The following is a 20020-nucleotide window of genomic DNA, read 5'->3' on the forward strand; positions in this document are numbered from 1 at the left end:
AAAAAACAAATCAAAATATATAAAAATTATTTACTTTTTAACAAGAAAAACCGCCTCAGTTGTGAGACGGCTTCTTTCTTGTTAATAAATCTTTATATTCTAATGCTTTCTTTTCAATCAGATGCCAGGAAACATATCCTAACAGAATAGATAGCGGTAATGAAATTATAAATAGCATAGCTGTATCCAGTTTAAAGAAATACATCAGCGTCTGCTGTATAGGGAAAGAATAAATATAAATACCATAAGAAGTATCTCCGATAGTATCTCCAACTTTATTAAGATATCGGGTAGAGCTTTTCCCAAGAAGAATTACCAGCAGAGGCAGGGTAATATAGCAGGTATACTGATTAATATTTAAATATACACTGGCAATAAGAACAGCGAAAGAAAGTATAATAAGGATATTTTCTGTTCTTTTATTGGTATTCAGGTAAGTCATGATCATTCCTCCGACGAAAAAGCACATCAGATTGTAAAAGTGATTACTTCCCAGCTCCATTTTCATGAATAATCCGTGAAGGAAATAGGGATGAAAAAGACTTAAGAGAAAGCTTGATATGAATAGCAGAATGACAACCGTTTTCACAAATGTTTTTTCCCGGATAAAGAAGAGTAGTGAAACCATGACATACATGCTGAATTCATAGCATATAGTCCACAAACTCCCATTGATACTGTGTTTGTAAGGATTGTTTTCAAAAACTCCATCAATACCTTTTTGACGGAAAAATAAAGTGATATTTTGAGGAATATAAGTGTAAACAGATTTGTTCTGTAAGTAAGGAACAGTACTTTCATACACTGCAGGTGCCAGTAAAACAGTAAGAAAAAGTACTACTAATAGTGCCGGAAAAAGTCTTAAAAGCCTTTTCCAGTAAAAATCGGGAAGACCTTTGCAGCGAAGCAGACTTTTAAAAATCAGATATCCGGAGATAATAAAAAAACCATGAACTCCCAGATAAGAAAATTCCATCTGACCGTTGGTAAGTTGTGACAGTAGGTCACCATGAGGCGCTCCTGAAAGAGCATAGGAATGGGAAATGACAACAAAGCTTGCAAAAATAAGCCTTAGAAAGTCAAAATTATTACTCCTTGAATTCATATATTTGTGTTAATCTTTTATCCTCATCCAGTCTTTCAATCAACTTGTCAAGACCTTCAAATTTGATTTCATCATGAAGGAAATCCCTGAAACTTACCGTAATCTTTTCTTCATAAATATCATCATCAAAATCAAGGATATAAACCTCCACAGTTAGTTTTTCTCCGTTTACTGTCGGATTGGTTCCCACACTCAGCATTCCTTTATATTGGTTGCCTTTTACGAATACTTCTACAATATAAGCTCCTTTTTTAGGTAATAGCTTGATAGATTCAGTGTCAATATTGGCCGTTGGGTATCCGATAGTTCTCCCAATCTTTTTCCCATGAACTACAGTTCCTGAAACAGAGTAGGAATATCCCAGCATTTCATTGGCCTCTTTCACATTTCCTGCTAACAGTGCATTACGTACTTTTGTGGAACTGATATTATTTTCATGAATATTAATGGCTTCCATCTGTTCTACTTCAAAATCAAGTTCTTTTGATAATTTCTGAAGAAGCTCAAAATTTCCACTTTTATTTTTTCCGAAAGAATGATCGTATCCTATAATAAGGTACTTTACATTAAGTTTATCAACTAAAATCTGACGTACGAATTCTTCTCCGGTCAGATTTCTGAATTCTTCATCAAATTCTTTCAGGAACAAATTATCAATGCCATATTTCTCAACCAGTTGTTTCTTTTCTTCCAGTGTATTCAGAAGTTTTAAATCTTCATTAGGATTAAAAACAAATCTTGGATGAGGCCAGAACGTAAGGATTGCTGTTTCCAGATTATTTTCTGTACCTATTTTAGTCAGTTCATCGATAATACTCTTGTGCCCGAGATGTACCCCGTCAAACATTCCTAAAGACAATGCTAGAGGCTTCTGTGAGGAGTAATCTGTAAAATTCTTGAAAACTTTCAAAACGGAAAAATTTTGATTGCAAATATAAAACCTTTATTTTTAATGTAACGGAGGGAATCTGAAAATTTGAAAATGAAAAATTTTGAAAAAAATACTATATTATATGATACGATAATAATAACAAATTAGTGAATTGCAAATTTGCTGTTAAATATAATGATAAATATTGAATATTACACATTAAAACACCAATTCATCCATCTCTTCAAAAGCATGATAAAAATCTTTTTTTTACCAATTGCGGGTTTATGAAGAATCACTATATTTGCACCAAGAAAAAATTTAGCAATGGCAAACCAAATTAAAGGTAAAATTTCTCAAATTATTGGTCCGGTAATCGACGTTGTCTTCACAGATGTGGAAGCTGTTCCAGCAATCTATGACGCGTTAGAAATTACAAAAGAAAACGGTGAAAAAGTAGTTTTAGAGGTAGAACAACATATTGGCGAAGATACAGTAAGATGTATCGCAATGGACGCTACTGACGGTCTTAAAAGAGGGCAAGACGTAATTGGATACGGAAATCCTATTATGATGCCTATCGGAGAGGCAGTAAACGGAAGACTATTCAACGTTGTTGGTGATGCTATCGATGGACTTCAAGATATTTCTAAGGATGGTGGTCTTCCAATTCACAGACCAGCTCCAAAATTTGATCAATTATCAACTTCAGCAGAAGTTTTATTTACAGGTATTAAAGTAATCGACCTAGTTGAGCCTTACGCAAAAGGAGGTAAAATTGGATTGTTCGGTGGTGCTGGTGTAGGTAAAACAGTATTGATCCAGGAGTTGATTAACAATATTGCAAAAGGACACGGAGGTCTTTCTGTTTTCGCCGGAGTAGGTGAAAGAACGAGAGAAGGAAATGACCTTTTGAGAGAGATGTTGGAATCAGGTATTATCAAGTATGGTGATGATTTCATGCACTCTATGGAAAACGGAGGTTGGGATCTTTCTAAAGTAGACTTAGAAGCTATGAAAGATTCAAAAGCTGCATTCGTTTTCGGACAGATGAACGAGCCGCCAGGTGCAAGAGCTAGAGTAGCACTTTCTGGTCTTACATTAGCTGAGTACTACAGAGATGGTGGAGAAAGCGGACAAGGTAGAGACGTACTTTTCTTCGTAGACAACATCTTCCGTTTTACACAGGCTGGTTCTGAGGTATCTGCACTTCTTGGTCGTATGCCATCAGCGGTAGGTTACCAACCAACGCTAGCTTCTGAAATGGGTGCGATGCAGGAAAGAATTACTTCAACTAAAAATGGTTCAATTACTTCAGTACAGGCGGTATACGTACCTGCGGATGACTTAACTGACCCGGCTCCTGCAACTACGTTTGCTCACTTGGATGCAACTACAGTACTTGACAGAAAGATTGCTTCATTAGGTATCTATCCAGCGGTAGATCCACTTTCTTCTACTTCTAGAATCCTAAACCCTGAAATTTTAGGTAATGATCACTACAACTGTGCTCAAAGAGTAAAAGAAATCCTTCAAAGATATAAAGCTCTTCAGGATATCATCGCAATCCTTGGTATGGAAGAACTTTCTGAAGAAGATAAAGCTGTTGTATACCGTGCAAGAAAAGTTCAGAGATTCTTATCTCAGCCTTTCCACGTAGCAGAGCAGTTTACAGGTATTCCAGGATCATTGGTAGACATCAAAGATACTATCAAAGGATTCAACATGATTATGGATGGTGAATTAGATCACTTACCAGAAGCAGCCTTCAACTTGAAAGGAACAATCGAAGAAGCTATCGAAGCAGGACAAAAAATGTTAGCTGAAAACGCTTAATAATTAGACATAAAGATAACAGATATAAGACATGAGACTTTAAGGTTGTCTGAAATCTGAAATCTGAAATCTTCAAATCTAAATTAAAATGAATATAAAAATTTTAACACCAGAATACGTAGTTTTTGAAGGAGAAGTAGACTCAGTATTATTGCCTGGAAAAAATGGTGAATTTCACATCATGAAAAACCACGCAGGAATTGTTTCTTCTTTAATCGGAGGTGATGTAAAGCTTTTTGCTAATTCTATTGATGAGGCTTATGCTAAAAACTTCACTAAAGAAACTGGAAAAGACTCTGTTTTTGCTTATGCTATCAAAAGCGGTGTTGTAGAATTTAATCATAATAAAGGTATTATCCTTTGTGAATAATTAAATGAAAAGCTAAATATATTTTCAAGAAAGTGTAACTTTGTGTTACACTTTTTTTATTTATGTAAAAGTCTGATGGTATGAAGAAAGGCATAATCATATTCTTTACAGTTCTGGGTGTTTTCCTCCATGCTCAGAATATTAAAACCAAGAGAGGAATTATTAATCTTGACGGCATTCCGGTAGCTAAGCTCTCCAACAAATCCAGCGAATATACTTTTATGGATTTAAAAGAGACTCCGCTCTATACGATAAAATTCATTGATAAAAGCATCGTTGATTCTGTCCGGGACAGCTATATCAGTGTTAATAGGGTATATAACAGGGATAAAACAATCGAAATTGATTATTCATCACCTTCTGCATTTTCCGGAGAAGAAAAATCTGCCGTCTTTACTTCAGTTAAAGATCTTAAAATCATTGATAACAAGGGAATCAATGTAAAAAATCTCGATGAACTTTTTTCAAATGTACCCAAAAGAAAACTGGATACTAAAACGAAAGATGCGTATGCCATCCGAAAGAAAATTGATAAAATGAATATTGAGGTGAATAAAGTAGGAGAGATTCTTAGTAATGGTGTTCCTGTAGGATATTTTACCAACTTGCCAGTAAGTTTCGGCTCAGAAGATACTATCATGGATAAGACCCCAATAGACATTGAAATCTATGATGCTAAGAGTAAACTTATCGGAAGATATATTACGACCACAAAGCAATTAAAAACAGCAGGTGGAAAATCTTTTACCATATACAAGGAAATGTCCGGAAGAGCTTCTATCTTAAAGTTCCCAACCTATAAAGCACTTGCTGAGCGCATGGCTATTATGGATCCCAATTTTATTAAAATACAGGAGAAAGTGTCGGTGGGTACTGTAACAAAAGAGACTCCTAATTAGTTTATCTGATAAAAAGGAATAGCTTATTATCAATAGGAACGGGCTTTAGCCCGTTTTTTATTAAAGATTAATTTTCCTCTGGCTTTAGCCCAAACCTATAGAAAATTCGTTACTCTTTACAAACCACCCCGTCAAAAATTCAAAGAATTTTCGCCACCCCTCCAGAGGAAGGGAATATTTAGCCAGTTTATATATGGCAGTTAGAAATTTGGATGTGATCTCTTCTGAATGTAAAAATAGAATGTTTTATCCTCTCAAATCAAAATCTGCGTAATCTGCAAAATTAACGAGAGGTTATCATTCAATCGAAACAGGTTTTATTCATACAGAAAATTAACAATTCATAGAAAATTCATCAATTTTGAAAATCCCTGAGAAAAAAGTGGAAATTTTTATAAACTTAAAATCACTCCATTTTCCTTTAATTGTTGTATCGGTTTTGAGAACCAGAATAACTCAAAATCATCGAAATTTTCTTCAAATTGATTCTTAAGTTGCTGAATTGTAGGTTTTTTAGAATTTTCAATAGCATTTTCTTCCAATACATTCATTAGCCATTCTGCCTTTTCCTGTTCCAGTTCTACCTTCACAATATTGGTTTTTAAGTGGAATGTAAGAAGCGTATACGTACCAGAATATTTCTTTTTATTTTTTACGCGATTCTCAGCGATTACATTTTTGGTCAAAAAGACGACTTTTGAATTTGCTTTCAAACTAAACTGTCCATCTTCCAAAAGACAGTCATGAATATAATCCGGATGAATGGTTGTTCTTGGAATTTTAAAATCGAACCACTCCTGAAGCGGAAGTTCGAAATTCACTCCATGCATATAATTGAACAGAGATTTTTTTAATCCGAAGCTGAACTTGTTGTGATCGATTCCGGTTTTATCTTTAAAATCAATATCATTATTGGCAAACAAAATTTCCTGTTTTACGGGAACTACCCCAAAATCTTCCGGGCTCATTCCAACGGGTGAGTGAGCAGTCATTGCAAACTGATGCCAGAAGCCACTTTGAAGAATTCCCATCTCAAACATCTGTCTAATCATTTCCAGAGAATCTACCGTTTCCTGAACGGTTTGGGTAGGGTAGCCATACATCAGATAAGCATGAACCATAATTCCTGCTTCTGTAAAATTTCTTGTTACATTCGCTACCTGATCTACAGAAACTCCTTTATCAATTAACTTCAGCAATCGGTCACTGGCTACTTCAAGACCCCCGGAAACCGCAACACATCCCGAAAGTTTCAGGAGATAACATAAATCACGGGTGAAGCTTTTTTCAAAACGGATATTAGTCCACCACGTAACCACAAGATTTCTTCTGAGAATTTCCAGAGCAACCTCTCTCATTAAGGCTGGTGGTGCTGCTTCATCTACAAAGTGGAATCCTGTCTCGCCGGTTGTTTTGATTAATTCTTCAATTCGATCTACCAGAATCTTAGCAGAGATAGGTTCATAGATTTTAATATAGTCTAAAGAAATATCACAGAATGTACATTTTCCCCAGTAGCATCCGTGCGCCATGGTTAGTTTATTCCATCTTCCGTCGCTCCATAAACTGTGCATGGGATTAGCGATTTCGATAACGGAAATATACTGATCAAGTTTTAAATCTGTATAATCAGGAGTTCCTATTTCAGACTGTTTGAAGTCGTGCCTTTTAGAATTGTTCTTGTAGACAACTTCATTATTTTCTAGAAGAAAAGTTCTTTTAAACTCTCCATCTTCAGATGCAATTTCTAAATTCTGGTAAAGAAGTTCCAGAGGAAGTTCACCATCATCTAAAGTAATAAAATCAAAAAATTCGAATACTCTCTGATCTTTAATTTCTCTTAATTCCGTATTGGGAAATCCTCCTCCCATAGCAATTTTAATGTGAGGATAATGCTTTTTGATCCATTGAGCACATTTGAATCCTGAATACAAATTACCAGGAAACGGAATGGAAAAACAAACAAGCTTTGGCTGAACAGTTTCAATTTTTTCCTGAAGAATTTTTAAAGTGAACTCATCTATAAATGTAGGTTCACCAGATAGTTTAAAATATAATTCATCAAAAGAATTAGCACTTTTTCCAAGGCGTTCTGCATATCTGCTGAAGCCAAAATCAGCATCAATATTTTCTACAATATAATCGGAAATATCTTCCAGGTACAAAGTTGCCAGATGCTTGGCCTTATCCTGAAGTCCCATATTTCCAAAAGCAAATTCCATATCATCCAGCTGGTTGAAACGGGAAGCTTCAGGAAGAAAGTTCATGCTGCAGATCTGTCTTGCCAGTGTAGGAGTTTTATCCTGTAAAAAAGTAATAACCTGATCTATTGTTTTTAAATATTCCTCTCTTAAGGCATAAATTCTCTGAGAGTTTTCAGAGGTGTTATGAAGATCAATTTCTTTACTGAAAACCTTCTGAATTCCATCTTTTGAAAATAATTCCAAAATAACATCGATCCCCAAATCTACCTGATAGCTTGAAATATTCTTGGTATTTAAAAACCCTTTTATATAAGCTGTTGCAGGATAAGGAGTGTTAAGTTGGGTAAAAGGCGGAGTAATAAGAAGCAGGTCTTTCAACAGAAATTTTTTGCAAAGTTATTCCAAAGTTTTTTTAGAAAAAAATTTTTTCTCCTGATTATAAACAGTGAAGAAAAGTCTTTAGAGATATTGCATTTTATTACGATTCGATTTTCTTAATTCTTCTTATTTCCAATCCATGGAAGCAGCAAAGTATTTTAGAATAAATTTGAAGGTTTATTAAACAAAGCATCCGGAGAATAGCTGTCAATAAATATTAAGAAAGCATCTTCGTCAAAATATCCGTCTTCATAAAGAATTTCAGCTTTAAGTAATCCGATTTCACCAGGTCTTTCAAGACTGATATTTTCAATAAACTTTCCGGTTTTCCCTGTTATTTCATTATGAAAACTGATTAAGTATCTGGAATAAATATTTCCTTCAGCCACCGTGTAATGTCCGTTTTCTGCAATGAGAGAAGTCATAATGCTTCCTCCGATGTATGTTTCATTATCATTCCCCGAAGCACCAAACAATACTTTTGAGGTAACATTTCCAGAGCAATATAATGAACCGTTGATGATAATATTTTCAGCCTGTATATTACCGGTAACAATAAGAACAATATAGTCTTCCACAAACAGTTTTTTGGATAACTGAAGGTCACCTTCAATAAGAATTATTTTGTATCCTTCATCTTCAGAGGTAATTAATTCAAGAGAAGTGCTGTCTTCATTTTCTATGAGAACAATTTCAGGTGCATTATCCTCATTGTTGATATACAGAGAAGCATCTTTGATCTTTTCTGCTGTTTCATCATCCAGCATTTCGAGAAATTCGGCAAGACTTTCTTCATCTAAATAGCTTTCATTGAAAAAATTATTTTCCAAAGCTTCATGAGCGATGCTATATAGATTTTCCGATTTATCTTTGAGCTGTTTGTATAATTGATCTTTGGTAAGTTTTTGCAATTCTTTCATCTGCTTTTAAAAGTATATACATGGGTCTGTTCAGTGGGGGAAACACCTATTAATAGACCAATGCAATATAATCAGATAAATTTTGTTATGCCAGAAAGTAAAGAATTTATTTTCTTAAATGTTTTCCAGCATAATATTTTTTTAGCTTAATATGATATTATTTTATCAATAAACTCACTTCTACGAACTTCTGTGTGGTATTTTATTATTTATGATACAAAACAGAACAATGTAAAAATATTTTTTGATACTTGTTTTTTGGGAGTCTTTCATTCCTATAATGTTCAGTTTTTTTGATATATTGTAATAATGATTTACTAAAAATTTATACAACAAGTACATTTTATTTACAATGTCAAAAGAAACCACTCCGCTTATAGAATATTTTAAAAGCTATATTCCGCTTTCAAAGAATGAAATTGAGGTATTGAATGAAAGGTTTGTTGAAAGAAGAATCAAGCGAAAACAGTTTATTCTTAAAGAAAACGAGATCTGTCAGTATTATACATTTGTAGTTTCAGGCTGCTTAAAAATGTACAATATAGATGGTAACGGAGAAGAACATAATCTTCAGTTTGCTGCAGAAAACGACTGGATTGTAGATATAGATAGTTTTCATAATAAAAAGCCCAGTAAACTATACATTGCTGCATTGGAAACTTCTACTGTACTACAGATTGAAAAAAATGACCTTTGGTTTCTTTACACCTACTATCCTAAATTTGACAAGAATTTCAGAGTAATTATTGAGAAAAAATTTATTGAACTGCAAAATCGGGTGCTTCAAAATATAAGTGCTACGGGAGAAGAAAAATATGAGTTTTTCCTCAAACATTATCCCCACTTGGCGAATCGGCTTCCTAATACACAGATTGCTTCCTATCTTGGAATCACACCACAGTTTTTAAGTAAAATCCGGCAGAGAAGAATAAAAAACTAATTTTTATATGAAACTAGTTTCATCATTCGCCTTACCAAATGTCAAGAAGAGTTCTTAAACTAGTTTGTCTTTTTTTGAATGGCTTTCCCACTAATTTTGACATAGATAATTTATTAAAAATCAAAAGAAATGGAAACATTAAAAAAAGTGGCCGTTATTGGTCTTGGTAACATTGGAAAAGCAATTGCAGGTGATTTGGTTAACAATAGCCGTAATGTGATTGTAGCATCAAGAAATGATGAAGAGTCTGCTGGTTTTGCCCAACAGTCCCATGGTTTTGCCCAAAGTATGGATATTGATCAGGCAATCAATACTGCAGATATTATTATTCCGGCAATAGGGTTTGGCGCTTTCAAAGAATTTTTCAATGATCATGGCAATATTCTGAAAGGGAAGATCATTATTGATGTATCCAATCCTATTACTCCGGATGGAAATGGCGGATTTAAAAAGATCATCGGAGAGAAAGAATCTGCAGGAGAACTCAACAGAGCTGCTCTTCCTCAGGGAGCTAAGCTGGTAAAAGCATTTGGAACATTGGGTGCAGGAAGTCTTGCGGAAGCTTCCAACAGTAATCCTGAAAAAGCAGTATTGTTTTATGCTTCAGATGATACCTCAGTTGACAAAGATATAGAAGATGTTATTAGAAATGCAGGATTTGATGCTTTAAAAGTAGGAGGGATTGATCAGTCGATCCGTATTGAAGTTTTTGGAGATCTGCATGAATTTGGAGCACTGGGAAAAACGGTAAGCCTTGCAGAAGCTCAATCAAAATTATAGAAAACACTTACTCAAGTTATACAAAAGCCGGGCTTCATAAAGATGTCCGGCTTTTGTATTATTTTATATATAATTCAAAGAAAAGATTTCTAGACGTGACCTATTTTCTTTTGATCCCCAATTACATTCAGGGTAACTCCAAAAAGAATTAAAGTAATCCCGATGAGCAAATTAGGCGTAAATTTTTCATGAAACATCAAGACACTGATCAGTACAGCAACCACAGGTTCCAAAGCTCCTAAAATGGCAACAGGAGTAGATCCGATATATTTGATTGCAAATACCAGACATAAGCTGGAAATAACCGTAGTAAGGAATGCGAAAATAAGGAAGTTAGTAAAAATTTCTGTTGAAGGAATAGCAAACGATTCATTTGCCATCAAAACTTTGGTCATAAAGAACAGCGAGGTAAACAGCATAGAATAAAACGTAAGCTTAAATCCGGAAACCTTGATATTCGATTTGTTGACAATGACCATATATAATGCATAGAACAATGAACTAAGCATGACAATTCCCAATCCTGCAAAATTAATTTCCAGTCCGTTTCCTTTTAAACATAAAACAATGACTCCAGCGAAAGCAAGAAGTAAAGATGCTCCCGATAGCCTGGTCAATCTTTCTTTGTAAAAGAAAAGCATGATGAGTGCTACAATAATCGGATAAATAAATAAAACGGTAGAGGCAATTCCTGGCGTGAGGAAATCGTATCCTAAAAACAGAAACTCTGAAGAAAGGGCATAGCAGATTCCAAGGATGGCCAGAATTAAGGCTTCTTTTTTATTGATTTTAAAACTTTCTCTGGAATACAGCAAATATCCTCCCACCATTAAAGCTGAAAAGAAAAATCTGTAAAACAGCGTAATATCCATTGAAAAGTGTGCCTGCTTAACAGGCAGGATAAAAATAGGAATCAGGCCATATGAAACGGCTGATAAAATTCCCAGTGTGTAACCTCTAAGTTTCATTTGCTTTTATAGTTATTAAACAAAAAAGCCACTGAATCAATCAGTGGCTTTTTTATATTTTTAAGATTAAATCGGTTTAAAACTTAATCCTTGTTCCTGCAGTAATTTTTGTTCCTGCTCTTTGTAGTAGCCACCTACTAATTTATCATGAATTGCTTCAAACGCTGCCAGAGTTTCATTGATCTCTGCATCGGTATGAGAAGCGGTTGGAATAAGCCTTAAAAGAATCATTCCCTTCGGAATGACCGGATACACCACCACGGAGGTGAATATTCCATAATTCTCTCTTAAATCTTTTACCAATAGAGTAGCTTCTACAGGAGTTCCCTGCATCATTACCGGAGTTACACAAGTATTAGTGTCTCCAATATTGAATCCTCTTTCTATAAGTCCGTTTTGTAACTTGTAAACATTTTCCCAAAGTTTAGCTTTGATCTCAGGTCTTGATCTCAATAGCTCTAGTCTTTTTAATCCTCCGATTACCATTGGCATCGTAAGAGATTTTGCAAAGATTTGTGATCTTAAGTTGAACTTCAGGTATCTGATGATTTCTTTGTCACCCGCAAGGAATGCTCCGAAACCAGCCATAGATTTAGCAAAAGTTGAGAAATAAACATCAATCTGATCGTTACAGTCCTGCTCTTCACCTACACCAGCACCTGTTGTTCCAAGTGTTCCGAAACCGTGAGCATCATCTACTAAAAGTCTGAACTGATATTTAGATTTAAGATCGCAGATCTCTTTGATTTTTCCCTGTTGTCCTCTCATCCCGAAAACACCTTCTGTAATCACAAGAATACCTCCTCCTGTTTCTTCAGCCACCTTGGTTGCTCTTTGAAGGTTTTTCTCAAGACTTGCCATATCATTGTGTTTGTAGGTAAATCTTTTACCGGAATGAAGTCTTACTCCATCCACGATGCAGGCATGAGAATCCATATCATAAACAATAACATCATTTCTGCTTACCAAAGCATCAATGGTAGAAACCATTCCCTGGTAACCGAAATTCAATAGATATGCTGATTCTTTTTTTACGAAGTCTGCCAACTCTCTTTCCAACTGAAGGTGCTGATCTGTTTCTCCAGACATCGCTCTTGCTCCCATTGGGTAGAACATTCCATATTCTGCAGCCGCTTTTGCATCCGCTTCTATTACTTCAGGATGATTACACAATCCTAAATAATCATTGGCACTCCAGAAAATTACTTCTCTCCCCTGAAATTGCATTCTAGGGCCGATAGGTCCCTCTAATCTTGGGAAAATAAAATAGCCTTCACCATAATCTGCAAATTGTCCAAGTGGTCCTGGATTTTCTTTTATTCTTTCAAAAATATCCAACATTGTATCGTAATTTTTAAGTAAAAAAGCCTTTTTTGTCTGAACACGCAAAAGGCTTTATTTGTATCGTGATTTTATTCGTTCTTATTTGATAAACTCCGTTTTGAAAACTTCATCGTAATTGTGAACACAGTTGTTGACAAATCCCTGTTCAGCCATCCATTTATCACTGTATACTTTAGTGATGTATCGGGAACCGTGGTCAGGATATATTAAAACAACTATATCATTTTCTGTAAGCTCATGAGACTGGGCATACTGCATCAATCCCTGCGTTACAGCTCCGGTAGTATAACCTCCCATGATAGCTTCTTTCAAAGCAATTTCACGGGTTCTGTACGCAGACATTTCATCATTTACCCTTACAAACTCATCCACCTTGTCGAAAAGCAGGGCAGAAGGGATCAGGTTTTTACCCATTCCTTCGATCTGATAAGGATGTACATCTTCTTTATGAATTTCTCCTGTCTCGTGATAGCTTTTAAGGATAGAACCATCAGCATCTACACCAATGATTTTGATATCAGGATTTTTTTCCTTCAAAAACTTGGCAGAACCAGACAGTGTACCACCAGTTCCTGTACAAGCGAAAAGGTGAGTGATCTTACCTTCTGTCTGTTCCCAGATCTCCGGACCTGTCGTCTGATAGTGTGCATCAATATTAAGTTCGTTAAAATATTGATTGATGTAAATAGAATTAGGGGTTTCCTGAGCGATTCTTTTAGCTACTTCATAATATGATCTGGGATCATCCGCCGGTACATTGGCCGGGCATATATACACCGTGGCACCCAATGCTTTCAGATAAGCAATTTTTTCAGGTTTTGTTTTATCACTTACTGCAAGAATACATTTATATCCCTTAATGATACATACCATCGCAATAGAAAACCCAGTATTACCGGAAGTAGTTTCTACAACTACAGAATCTTCTTTTAAAAGGCCTTTTTTCTCTGCGTTCTCTATAATATGAAGTGCGATTCGGTCTTTGGTGGAATGTCCAGGATTATATGATTCTAACTTGGCGTATACGGTTGCTGGAATATCTTTTGTAACAGTATTTAGCTTCACCATAGGAGTGTGTCCTATTAGGCCAAGAATATTATCGTAAACATTACTCATTATTTGTTATTTTCAATAAAAATCTGACTGCAAAAATACAAAAAAATAAATAATTACTAAACTTTTGTTTGATTTCTAGGGCATAGTTTGTAAAAAAATATTTTAGTATTTTCAGTTTTGACACGAGTATAATCGCAAATACTACGCCAAAATTTTTAAATTTTGTTAAAACCCGCATAAAATAAGATAAAAGCCTTATTTTCGCATAATTGATTTAATACTATGAAAAATTGGACTTTTAGGCAATGGAACACCGTTTCAGGATGGGTGATTTTCGTCATTGCTTTTTTCACGTACTTGTCCACCATAGAACCCAATTTCAGTTTCTGGGATTGTGGCGAGTACATTTCTTCTGCAGTAAAACTTGAAGTAACGCACGCTCCCGGAGCTGCATTATTCCAGATAGTGGGTGCCGTGGCAGCCATTTTTGCATTAGGGAAAGGCGAAAACTATTCTATCGTGATCAACGCGATGTCTGCATTGTTCAGTGCGCTGACTATTTTATTTTTGTTTTGGACGATCACACATTTTGTGAGACGCCTTCTCAACAAAGATTTTGAAGAAATTACAAAACATCAGGAAATCTCTATTTTATTTGCAGGAGCAGTAGGAGCACTTTGCTTTACGTTCTCAGATACATTCTGGTTTTCTGCAGTAGAAGGAGAGGTTTACTCTATGGCTTCTATGTTTATTGCGCTTTTGGTCTGGTTAATCACCAAATGGGAGAATGAGTATAAAGCAGGAGACAGTGAAAGATGGATTATTCTTATTTTCTTTGTTTTAGGACTTTCTGTGGGAGTACACATGATGTGTATGCTTGCAATTCCTGCAGTATGTCTGGTATACTATGCTAGAAATTATAAGTTTACCTGGAAAAACTTTATCTGGGCAAACCTTATTACTTTAGGGATTTTGATTATCGTTTTCAAAATTATCTTCCCTTTAATTATGACAATGTTCGGAAGACTTGAGATTTTCTTTGTGAATGGTCTTGGACTTCCTTTCCACTCCGGAACAATTGCAGCGTTTATTTTAATGGTAGCGATCTGCTATTTCTTAATTAAGTATGCAAGAAAAGCAAAAAGAAAAATCTACCAGACGGCTGCATTATCTGTAGTTTTTATGATGATCGGGTTCTCTTGCTGGATGGTTATTCCTATCAGAGCAAATGCTAATCCACCGATGAACCTTAATGATCCGGATACAGCAATTGGTATGCTGGATTATTATAACAGAGAGCAGTATGGTGACTGGCCTACGATTTACGGACAAAACTATACAGCATTTCTTGATGCTAACGGAATTGAAAAGAACGAAGACGGAAGTTTCAAAACACAAAAAACCGGAGAAATCTACGAAAAAGACGAAAAAACCGGAACATACAGAAAAACCGGAGACCGTTTCAATTATGTATTCAACAAGTCTCAGGTGAGCTTAATGCCAAGAATGTTTAATGAGGATAAGGATGTAATGGCGAACTATATTTCTATGTATGGTGCTCCTGATTTTACATTCAACTATGCGAATGAAGATGTGGCAGATAATCCACAGGCTAAGCAGATCTTTGATGAGCTGAGAGCTAAATATGAAGACAAATCCATTACCGCTTCAGATTATCTGAAAGTAAAACCTTATAACCTGATCAATGTTCAGAAGCCTTCATTACTTCAGAATATGGATTACTTTATTACTTTCCAGAACGGATACTACTTTGTAAGATACCTGATGTGGAACTTCGTAGGAAGACAAAATGACCTTGAAGGAAACATGGAAAGCACAAAAGGAAACTGGATTTCCGGTATTCCTTTCATTGATAATGCTACTGTAGGAAATCAGGATAAAATGCCTGCTAAATTCAAGAATGAAAGTACAGTAAAATTCTTCTTCCTTCCGTTAATTTTAGGTTTGATCGGATTCTTTTTCCAATTGAACAGAGACTTCGGAAGATTCTATGCGTTGTTATCTTTATTTATTTTAACAAGTGTAGGGATTGTTTTCTATACAGGAGTAAAACCTTTTGAACCGAGAGAAAGAGATTATGCAATGGTAGGTTCATTCTATGCATTTGCCATCTGGATTGGATTAGGAGCCGGAGCTATCTTATGGTTCTTACAGTCTAAAATAAAATCAAACGGAGCTAACATTGCTTTAGGAGTGGTTTTATTAGGAGTTCCTTTCATGATGGGCTTCCAGAACTATAATGTTCATGACAGAAGCGACAGATATACAGCGTACGATTATGCGTATTCAGTATTAAAATCCTTACCGAAAAATGATATCCTTTTCGTTTACGGTGATAACGATACTTATCCGGTTTGGGCAATTCAGGAGACTGAACAGTTCAGAGATGATGTGAAGGTAGTGAACTTTACTCTTGCCTCAACTCCATGGAATCTGGATCAGGTAAAAAGAAGAACGTACAATGCTATGGGAATCCCTAGCCAATTGACACACGAAGATTACAGAGATGGGGTAAATGACCAGATCTATATGATGAAGAAGGAAGATTGGGAAGGTGTTTTCTCTATGCTGAAAGAACAGGGAGCTCCGGAAACAGAATTCCAATCATTCAGAAAATATCTTACTCAGGATTCTTTAACCTTGAAACAAGCGATTGAATTCATTAAATTCAAATCTCCTGAAAAAGACGAATTGTTGAAAATGTATTTTGGAGAAGAGAAATTTGAAAAATATAATATCCTTCCGGTAAACAAATTCATCCTTCCTGTTAATAAAGAAAATGCTTTAAAAGCAGGAATCATCAACAAAGAAGATCTTCCGAACGTAGCCAATCAGATTATGATTACTTACAAAGGAAATACGCTCTATAAGAACAACCTTATTTTGATGGATCTTTTAGCGAACTTCGACTGGAAGCGTCCGATAAACTTCTCATCAGGAGGGATTTATGACAGCGAGAATATTTTCTATCTGAACGATTACCTTCAGTTTGATGGATTCAGCTACAGATTAATTCCTATTCAAACACCTCCAAAAGCTGATGGAGATATGGGAAGAGTAGATACTAATTCTCTTTATAATGTAGTGAAAAACTTCAGATGGGGGAACTTCAAGAATTTAAATGCTCACTTTGATGAAACGGCTACTTCCAATATCATCAGCTACAGAATGTCAGCAAGCAGAGCGGCAGCAGCCCTTGCATTAAGCGGACAGAAAGCTAAAGCATTAGAGATTCTTGATCTTGCAGCGAAAGAAATTCCAGCAGAGAAATATAATGATCCTCGTTCTTTAAGTTCAATTGTTTCAGGATACATCATTGCAGGTCAGGAGCAGAAAGGTCTTCAGCTTGCTGAGGTACTTAAGAAAGGAATCTTTGAAGAATATGATTATTATTTAAGCCTTTCTAAAGCAGATCAAAGCTATCTGAGAAGACAAATGAGAACAAAACCAATGGAATATTCTCTTGTTGTTTCTGCAGTAACAGACGCTTACACCAAGATCGGACAGAAGGAAAAAGCATATGCTTATCTGGTAAAATCCATAGAGCCGATTGATAAGAAGTTCAATGTATTTATCAAAGATCTTCAGGAAATGGGCAGAGATAAGGCGATGAAAGAGTCTGAAAATGTTCAGCAGATCACGCCATTCTATCAGTACTTATTTGATGTCATGGAACCCTATGATTCTACGTATTCAAAAGAAAAGGAAAGTCAGATTACCAACGCAATTATCAAAGCGACAAAATAAAAATACTTTAAAACGGAACTTCGGTTCCGTTTTTTTATTATTGGGAATCCTGAATATTAAGGTTATATTTGTGAAAGTAAAAATACATAATGTCCGAAACACAAAATAGCAAATTCCCCATCTATGCCGTCATTGCTACGGTCCTTTTTAAGCTTCTTTTTTTATTAACGCACTACATTCAGGAAGATGCATTTATCACCTGGAGGGTTGCCCAGAATCTGTTGGATTATGGAGTGATTGGCTTCAATGGAGATACTAAAATTTCTGCATCTACCACACATCTGTATGTATTTGTATCCTATATTTTCAATCTTGTTTTTGGAAAAGAAAACTTTATTGAACCTCTTTTGATCTTTAATTCTCTGCTGTTTACCATAGGAACTTTATTGCTGTCTCATTTAGTTTTAAAAAATCCATGGCATAAAGCAATTTTTATATTTCTGATCGGGATTTTGCCGCCATCCATTAAAATTTCAATTCTTGGAATGGAATACGGAATTCTGTTTTTTCTGGAGATGGCATTATTGTATTACGGTTTCCATAAAGGGAAAAAATGGGTAGTGACACTTCTTCCTGTTTTAATTATGTTTACAAGGATTGATACAGTAATCTTCCTGGGAATTGTATTTCTTGTAGATCTATTCTGGAACAAAAAAATCAGATGGAATTATATTTTTGGCGGAGCTTTGGGAGTTCTATCTACGGTTGCTTTCAACTGGTTCTACTTTGGCGAATTGGTGAATAATACCATTACTGCAAAAAAACTGTTGTACAGTGAAAACTTTACCATTCAGCAGCATATCGGATATTTCTTTAAAAGTTTTGGAAACTTCTGGGGAATGTTGAAAGTTCCGGGAGATTTCAATCCTATGACGATTGTAGTATTGATTTTTGAATTGCTTTGTTTTATTTATCTGATCAGACAAAGAGAAAAGAGAAACTATTTTTTATGGATGATTTTTCTTTTCGGATGGTCAAAACAAATCATTTTTATTTCTCAGAAAAGCTTGTTCGACTGGTATTACTGGGTGCCGCAACTTTTACTTTTCGTTCCTGTTCTTATTTTTGTACTGGAACAGAAAGAGAAGAGAAACTTATGGTTGTCATTGCTTGTGATATTCTATATCTTCCCAATGCTTGTCTTCCAGACGGTTCACTGTATTGCCACCGGAAACGGAGAATGGAACTACCGCAGAACGATTGGTACCTTTTTAAATCAATATGAAAAAGATAAAAACCAGTGGATTTTATTGGAACCAGCGGGTTATGTACCTTATTTCTCAGGGTTAAAAACGATTGATGAGGTTGGATTGGTTGATAAACAGATTCAGGAAGAAATTAAAAAAGATAAGGTGAATTACTGGATCAACACAGTAAAGACCAGAAAACCGAAATATCTTCTTTCTTATCAGAATTTATACGAAGGAAACAATACCAATTCAGAGTACTATAAAACTCATTATAAGCTTCTGAAAGAATTCCGTGTGAAAGATCATCTGAAAAGTGACAATAAGATTTTAGAAAAAATATACAATCTGAAACCTTCCGGTACAGACTATAATTTGTACATTAGGGTTGATTAAAAGATTGAAATATTAAAAGATTGAAAGAATTGAGTAAAAGAGTTTTACCATAGCTCTTTTACTCTAATACTCTCAAACCCTCATACCCAACAATCACTGCAACCTATCATCTTAATCCTAAAACCTAAGAAAAATGAAATACTGTGCTTTTCTCCGTGGCGTCAACGTAAAAGGAACCAATATGAAAATGGCTGAGGTATGCCAGGTTTTTAAAGATGCAGGAATGAAAGAGGTAAGTTCAATACTGGCATCCGGAAATATTGTTTTTTCTTCGGATAAAAATACGACAGAATTAAAAACTATTCTCGAAAAAGCAATGTCGGAACATTTTTCTTATGAAGCCTTTTTATTTGTAAAATCCCAGGAAGAAACAGAGATTTTCTGGAACAGTATTCCTTTTGAAAAAAAAGAAGAACTTCATATTTATGGTTTTGTCGGAATTCCCGGAGTGGAAAAGGTTTTAATGGAAGAGTTTCAAAAAGCGGATCAGGTAGAAAATGAAAAAGCGGAGATCATCAATGATATATTTTACTGGCAGGTTCCGAAAGGAAATACCTTAGATTCTACCTTTGGAAAAGTGCTGGGCAAAAAAAGTCTTAAGGATCAATTTACCAGCAGGAATGTGAATACATTTGAAAAGATTCTGAAAAAGCTGAATTAAAATATACGAATTACCTTGTGATATAGCTTCTCCAATTATATCATAACATTTATTAGAAATTCAATAGAAACGGGCTTTAGCCCGTTTATTAATAAAAGTAAAAGCCATTGGCTTCAGCCAAAACTTATCTTTGTAGCTATGGTAGAGTTTCCCACGGATTCCTCAGATTTACACAGGTTTTACCTTTGGAAAAGTACTGGGCAAAAAAGTCTTAAGGATCAATTTACCAGCAGAAATGTGAATACATTTGAGAAGATTCTGAAGAAATTCTAAATATATTATTGCAGATGCTTCGACAGGCTCAGCATGACGCCGTTATACATTAACTTTTAATTTA

The 20020-nt window shown here is 35.2% G+C and carries 15 protein-coding genes; 8 read left to right on the forward strand and 7 right to left on the reverse strand.

The genetic code is table 11. From position 1 onward, the window contains the following. Positions 1-55: 55 nt before the first annotated feature. A complete protein-coding gene (locus NK356_RS18260; RefSeq protein WP_253317667.1) occupies positions 56-1105 on the reverse strand; it encodes an acyltransferase in 1050 nt (349 codons plus the stop codon). Next, positions 1089-2015: a bifunctional riboflavin kinase/FAD synthetase gene (locus NK356_RS18265; RefSeq protein ID WP_034697746.1), complete on the reverse strand. Its 927-nt coding sequence runs from the start codon at positions 2013-2015 to the stop codon at positions 1089-1091. The genes NK356_RS18260 and NK356_RS18265 overlap by 17 nt, the downstream gene beginning before the upstream one ends. A gap of 288 nt (positions 2016-2303) precedes the next feature. Here NK356_RS18265 and atpD point away from each other — a divergent pair, with 288 nt between their 5' ends. The 3 genes from atpD to NK356_RS18280 all read left to right on the forward strand — a co-directional run bounded on the left by atpD (position 2304) and on the right by NK356_RS18280 (position 5081). Next, positions 2304-3812: a F0F1 ATP synthase subunit beta gene (gene atpD, locus NK356_RS18270; protein ID WP_034697748.1), complete on the forward strand. Its 1509-nt coding sequence runs from the start codon at positions 2304-2306 to the stop codon at positions 3810-3812. 88 nt (positions 3813-3900) lie between these two features. Beyond that, complete coding sequence (locus NK356_RS18275; RefSeq protein ID WP_034697749.1) at positions 3901-4182, forward strand: F0F1 ATP synthase subunit epsilon; 282 nt, start codon at positions 3901-3903, stop codon at positions 4180-4182. Between the two features lie 80 nt (positions 4183-4262). Continuing rightward, entirely contained in the window at positions 4263-5081 is an 819-nt protein-coding gene (locus NK356_RS18280; protein ID WP_034697750.1) for a hypothetical protein, read from the forward strand. A gap of 392 nt (positions 5082-5473) precedes the next feature. Here NK356_RS18280 and NK356_RS18285 read toward each other — a convergent pair whose 3' ends face one another. After that, entirely contained in the window at positions 5474-7663 is a 2190-nt protein-coding gene (locus NK356_RS18285; RefSeq protein WP_034697753.1) for a radical SAM protein, read from the reverse strand. A gap of 158 nt (positions 7664-7821) precedes the next feature. Further along, positions 7822-8583, reverse strand: a complete 762-nt coding sequence (locus tag NK356_RS18290; RefSeq protein ID WP_253317668.1) for a hypothetical protein — start codon at positions 8581-8583, stop codon at positions 7822-7824. 352 nt (positions 8584-8935) lie between these two features. Here NK356_RS18290 and NK356_RS18295 point away from each other — a divergent pair, with 352 nt between their 5' ends. Together NK356_RS18295 and NK356_RS18300 are read left to right on the forward strand one after the other, a co-directional pair. Beyond that, on the forward strand, positions 8936-9523 hold the full coding sequence (locus NK356_RS18295) for a Crp/Fnr family transcriptional regulator (protein WP_253317669.1): 588 nt from the start codon (positions 8936-8938) through the stop codon (positions 9521-9523). A 129-nt stretch (positions 9524-9652) separates the two neighbouring features. Next, complete coding sequence (locus NK356_RS18300; protein ID WP_253317670.1) at positions 9653-10303, forward strand: NADPH-dependent F420 reductase; 651 nt, start codon at positions 9653-9655, stop codon at positions 10301-10303. An 89-nt stretch (positions 10304-10392) separates the two neighbouring features. On the opposite strand, the gene NK356_RS18305 is transcribed toward NK356_RS18300, so the two are convergent. The 3 genes from NK356_RS18305 to NK356_RS18315 form a co-directional block, all read right to left on the reverse strand. Continuing rightward, positions 10393-11271 carry a DMT family transporter gene (locus tag NK356_RS18305; RefSeq protein ID WP_253317671.1) on the reverse strand — a complete coding sequence of 293 codons (879 nt, stop codon included), beginning with the start codon at positions 11269-11271 and terminating at the stop codon, positions 10393-10395. 66 nt (positions 11272-11337) lie between these two features. Then, positions 11338-12609, reverse strand: a complete 1272-nt coding sequence (locus NK356_RS18310; protein WP_185103739.1) for a pyridoxal phosphate-dependent aminotransferase family protein — start codon at positions 12607-12609, stop codon at positions 11338-11340. Between the two features lie 84 nt (positions 12610-12693). After that, the gene (locus tag NK356_RS18315; RefSeq protein ID WP_034697765.1) at positions 12694-13731 is read right to left on the reverse strand and encodes a PLP-dependent cysteine synthase family protein; all 1038 of its coding nucleotides are present in this window, start codon (positions 13729-13731) and stop codon (positions 12694-12696) included. Between the two features lie 222 nt (positions 13732-13953). Here NK356_RS18315 and NK356_RS18320 point away from each other — a divergent pair, with 222 nt between their 5' ends. The 3 genes from NK356_RS18320 to NK356_RS18330 all read left to right on the forward strand — a co-directional run bounded on the left by NK356_RS18320 (position 13954) and on the right by NK356_RS18330 (position 19683). Then, positions 13954-17439 (forward strand): DUF2723 domain-containing protein, encoded by a 3486-nt coding sequence (locus NK356_RS18320; protein WP_253317672.1) that lies wholly within the window; start codon positions 13954-13956, stop codon positions 17437-17439. Positions 17440-17528: 89 nt separating this feature from the next. Further along, positions 17529-19022 carry a hypothetical protein gene (locus NK356_RS18325; protein WP_034697774.1) on the forward strand — a complete coding sequence of 498 codons (1494 nt, stop codon included), beginning with the start codon at positions 17529-17531 and terminating at the stop codon, positions 19020-19022. A 133-nt stretch (positions 19023-19155) separates the two neighbouring features. Further along, complete coding sequence (locus tag NK356_RS18330) at positions 19156-19683, forward strand: DUF1697 domain-containing protein (RefSeq protein WP_034697779.1); 528 nt, start codon at positions 19156-19158, stop codon at positions 19681-19683. Positions 19684-20020 lie beyond the last annotated feature (337 nt).

The sequence above is a fragment of the Chryseobacterium sp. S0630 genome, from assembly GCF_024158915.1.
Classification (GTDB): Bacteria; Bacteroidota; Bacteroidia; order Flavobacteriales; family Weeksellaceae; genus Chryseobacterium.

Bases quoted from the DNA above. Each gene is read 5' to 3' on its own strand.
- NK356_RS18260 (WP_253317667.1), bottom strand. From the start codon at position 1,105: ATGAATTCAAGGAGTAATAATTTTGACTTTCTAAGGCTTATTTTTGCA.
- atpD (WP_034697748.1), top strand. From the start codon at position 2,304: ATGGCAAACCAAATTAAAGGTAAAATTTCTCAAATTATTGGTCCGGTA.
- NK356_RS18275 (WP_034697749.1), top strand. From the start codon at position 3,901: ATGAATATAAAAATTTTAACACCAGAATACGTAGTTTTTGAAGGAGAA.
- NK356_RS18280 (WP_034697750.1), top strand. From the start codon at position 4,263: ATGAAGAAAGGCATAATCATATTCTTTACAGTTCTGGGTGTTTTCCTC.
- NK356_RS18290 (WP_253317668.1), bottom strand. From the start codon at position 8,583: ATGAAAGAATTGCAAAAACTTACCAAAGATCAATTATACAAACAGCTC.
- NK356_RS18295 (WP_253317669.1), top strand. From the start codon at position 8,936: ATGTCAAAAGAAACCACTCCGCTTATAGAATATTTTAAAAGCTATATT.
- NK356_RS18300 (WP_253317670.1), top strand. From the start codon at position 9,653: ATGGAAACATTAAAAAAAGTGGCCGTTATTGGTCTTGGTAACATTGGA.
- NK356_RS18305 (WP_253317671.1), bottom strand. From the start codon at position 11,271: ATGAAACTTAGAGGTTACACACTGGGAATTTTATCAGCCGTTTCATAT.
- NK356_RS18315 (WP_034697765.1), bottom strand. From the start codon at position 13,731: ATGAGTAATGTTTACGATAATATTCTTGGCCTAATAGGACACACTCCT.
- NK356_RS18320 (WP_253317672.1), top strand. From the start codon at position 13,954: ATGAAAAATTGGACTTTTAGGCAATGGAACACCGTTTCAGGATGGGTG.
- NK356_RS18325 (WP_034697774.1), top strand. From the start codon at position 17,529: ATGTCCGAAACACAAAATAGCAAATTCCCCATCTATGCCGTCATTGCT.
- NK356_RS18330 (WP_034697779.1), top strand. From the start codon at position 19,156: ATGAAATACTGTGCTTTTCTCCGTGGCGTCAACGTAAAAGGAACCAAT.